Consider the following 3,351-nt stretch of genomic DNA (forward strand, 5'->3'; position numbering starts at 1 on the left):
CATTTTCATACCTTTTAGAGCGTTACCCGGCGCTCTCAGCGTGGCTTGCGCTTCGGGTGAAGCGACGCAAAGTTTTGCTTGAACAGATTCACACCGACGGGGCGTTGCGCACGCGGCTAAGCGGGCTGACCGCTGTTCACGACGAATTCCTGCGGCAATGCAGGTCCGCCGGATTGACCGCGGCCGATTATCCCTTCAACACCGCAGACAAGGCGCTCCGAGTATTGTCGAGGCGTCTCAAGGCAGAGATGTTGCGCAACTTCGGCGTGGCCGCGCATGCGGCTGGCGCCACTCATCTCAAGGGGCTCCCGCGCATCGACGACCTGGTCTCTTCGCCGACGGCGACGCGTCCCTATCAGGTCGTTGAGTTCGATGGTCACCGCCTTGATATTCGTCTTAAAGTAATCATCGCAGACCCGATGGGCTTCGAACACGAGTTTGAAATTGAAAGGGTCTGGCTGCTGGTTATCATCGACGTATGTACCCGAGCGGTGCTCGGATACAACCTAGTTCTTGGCAGGGAATACAGTCGATATGACGTGATCAAGACGATCGAGAAAGCATTGGAACCGCACAGATCCCGGATATTCACGATCCCGGGCCTCTCATACGGGCCGCAAGAAGGATTTCCATCGGAACGCCTGCTCGAGTTGGGCTACGCGACCTGGGAATGGATCAAGCTGGATAACGCGAAAGCCAACCTTGCAAACGAGACGCTATCAGCGCTTTGCGAATTCGTCGGCTGCTGTGTCGATGCCGGTCCTCGGTATAGCCCGGATGAACGGCCCTACGTTGAACGTCTTTTCGGCACCGTGCATACGCGGTTTTCATCCCGCCTCCCAGGCTACACCGGATCACACCCGAGGGATCTGCGGCGCGCCTTATCCGATCCAAAGGGCGGCCTTCGCTTGTATGTCTCGTTCGATGAATTGGAGGAGCTGATCGAATATGCCATGGCCAACTACAACGGCACGCCCCACGCTGGATTGAATAACGTGACGCCTCTCGAAGCCATGGAATATTACATCCGCGGACGGCAATCGCTCGTGACGTGGTTAGCCGAGCAACATCGCCGAACTCTGTGCCTGATGCAGAGCGCGCGACGCTCTCGGGTAAGAGCGTATTTGGAACTGGGGGTGCGGCCACATATCAACCTGTACGGTGCCCGCTACGCCAATACGATCTTGGCATCGAGCACGCATTTGATTGGCCGCCAGCTGTTGGTCTACATTAACTCGGACGATCTTCGTTCCGTCCGCGCGTTCCTGCCTGACGGTTCTGAACTTGGTGTCCTCGAAGCGCAGGGGATGTGGCGAGTTGTTCCCCACAATCTGAAGCTACGACGAGAGATCCGCAAGGCCTCCGACACCAGACGCTACAGCGGGACGTTCGATTCCAATCCAATCGAAGCGTACTTGAAGCAGAAGTTGGCGGAAGCAAAACATAAGCGAAAGGCGGCAACTGAATTAGCGCAGGTGATCCGCGCGATGACGCCAGCGCCGTTGATACGCACACCAGCCGGGCCGCCGCGGGTGAGAGGCACCGCAAGCGGTGCCAATGAGGCGGTATCGCCGATGCCTGCAGAAGTCGTGGACCGGGAAACGCTGCCAACGCCAATTGCTCGCGCACGCAGGCTCAGCATCGGGACAGGGCAGGTCTTTTAGGACGAGATAATGAAGGGGGTGTGCAATGTCCATCGAAATTCCACGGCCAATCGATCCCTCGATTCACCCACTGGCCACCGGTAACTATCGTATCGCGACGCCCGCCATCCAGGAACTCTACGACCTCGTCGCTCGTTGCCTTCGCTATCGAATCACGGGCGCTCTCATCTACGGCCCGTCTCGGATCGGCAAGACGCGAGCGATAGAGTATGTACGCCTCTTGTTCGCCCGAAACTATCCGAAGGTGACGACATACCATGCGCAATGCGAGCACAAGCCGCGCCACGCCGAAGGACCGTTCTTTTCCAACCTCCTTTCGGCGGTCGGTTACCCGCAGCCGGACACGGGCGGGAACCCGTCGAAACGCATGAGACTGACCGCCAAGATCCGCGAAGCCGCTGCACGAGCTGGTAGCGGCATTGTCGTGCTCTTTTGCGACGAGGCGCAGCGCCTGAACGAGAACGAATATGAGTGGCTTCGCGACGTCCACGACGCACTTGACCGGCAACAAATCAAGCTCTTCACGTTCCTGGTGGGTCAGCAAGAGTTGCTCGCGCAGAAGACAGGGCTTCAGATCGCCAACAAGACGCAAATTGTCGCGCGCCTCATGGTCGAGGAAATGGCGTTCTACGGGGTCAGGAACGCCGACGACGTCGCAACGTGCCTGCTGGGTTATGACGAGACAACGTATCCTCAAGGCAACGATTGGACGTTCACCCGTTTCTACATTCCACAGGCGTTCGACGCTGGATATCGCCTGATGGACGACGCTCATGTTTTATGGAATGCCTTCGAGGAAGCGCATAACAAAGCCTGTCTTCCCGGTCGTTTAGAGATTCCGATGGAATCCTTCGTCAGGGCAGTGGAAATCGGTCTTAAAGAGAGTGAGCTTCGCGACGATGCGCAATACCGCCCGGGTTCGGCGATGTGGGCTCACGCCGTGCGCCACTGCGGTTACGTTCAAACTCGCCATGCCACCGGTAACGTACTCGCGACGGCCTGATGAGCGGGGATTGTCGCGGTTCCCGATTCTGTCGCTGGACGAGGAAATGCTCGCTCCGGCGCTTGGCTACGTGTTCGATCCAAAGTGGATCTGGCCGCACGAATCTATCCTGTCGATACTATGGAAGTTCGTCCTTGCCAATCGATTGCCGGGCCATCTTGTTGCCAATCAAGTGAATGCAAAAGTCGATCCCTATGAGGGGGTGCTTCCCAGCCACGCATTCGTTGATGTTCGAAATCTCTCGGAAACGTTGGGCGTCTCCACGCGACTCTTGCGGCGATCGCTTCTGGCGGGCTCCGAGCATCGGCAGTGTTGCGCAAGCTTCAGATATTGCCGGTTATGTTCAGGCCTCGGCTATCACAGCGTGTTGTTTCAACGGCCGAGCGAGAGCATTTGTCCGGTTCACAAGGTTCCTTTGGAAACATCTTGCCGCAGTTGTGGTCGAGCGACATCGTACTCAATCAACGCGTGCGTTCTCGAAGCGCCGTTCCGTTGCTGCTTTTGCAGAACCCGCTTTGGCAGCCCGTTTTCAATCTCGAATCCGAGGCCGATTCGCAGGGAAGGGCGAATAGCGATCAACCGCCGAGGAATTGCTCGGGGTCTCGAATAACGGGCTTAACTATGAAACCCAACCAGGATAGCTGTTAAGCGTTAACCCGATGCGCAAAACCGGCGTCACACCCG

Annotated in this window: 2 protein-coding genes; both read left to right on the forward strand. The window is 57.4% G+C overall.

All coding sequences use genetic code 11. The features are described from left to right. A partial coding sequence (locus tag ACFFAR_RS28615) for an integrase (RefSeq protein ID WP_375508946.1) occupies window positions 1–1,664 on the forward strand: 1,664 nt, incomplete at its 5' end. A gap of 25 nt (window positions 1,665–1,689) precedes the next feature. Further along, window positions 1,690–2,667 carry an AAA family ATPase gene (locus tag ACFFAR_RS28620; RefSeq protein WP_375508947.1) on the forward strand — a complete coding sequence of 326 codons (978 nt, stop codon included), beginning with the start codon at window positions 1,690–1,692 and terminating at the stop codon, window positions 2,665–2,667. Window positions 2,668–3,351 lie beyond the last annotated feature (684 nt).

The sequence above is a fragment of the uncultured Caballeronia sp. genome (assembly GCF_964243625.1).
Taxonomy (GTDB): Bacteria; Pseudomonadota; Gammaproteobacteria; order Burkholderiales; family Burkholderiaceae; genus Caballeronia.

Excerpts from the sequence above, each read along its gene's own strand:
- ACFFAR_RS28620 (WP_375508947.1), top strand. The coding sequence starts at position 1,690 with ATGTCCATCGAAATTCCACGGCCAATCGATCCCTCGATTCACCCACTG.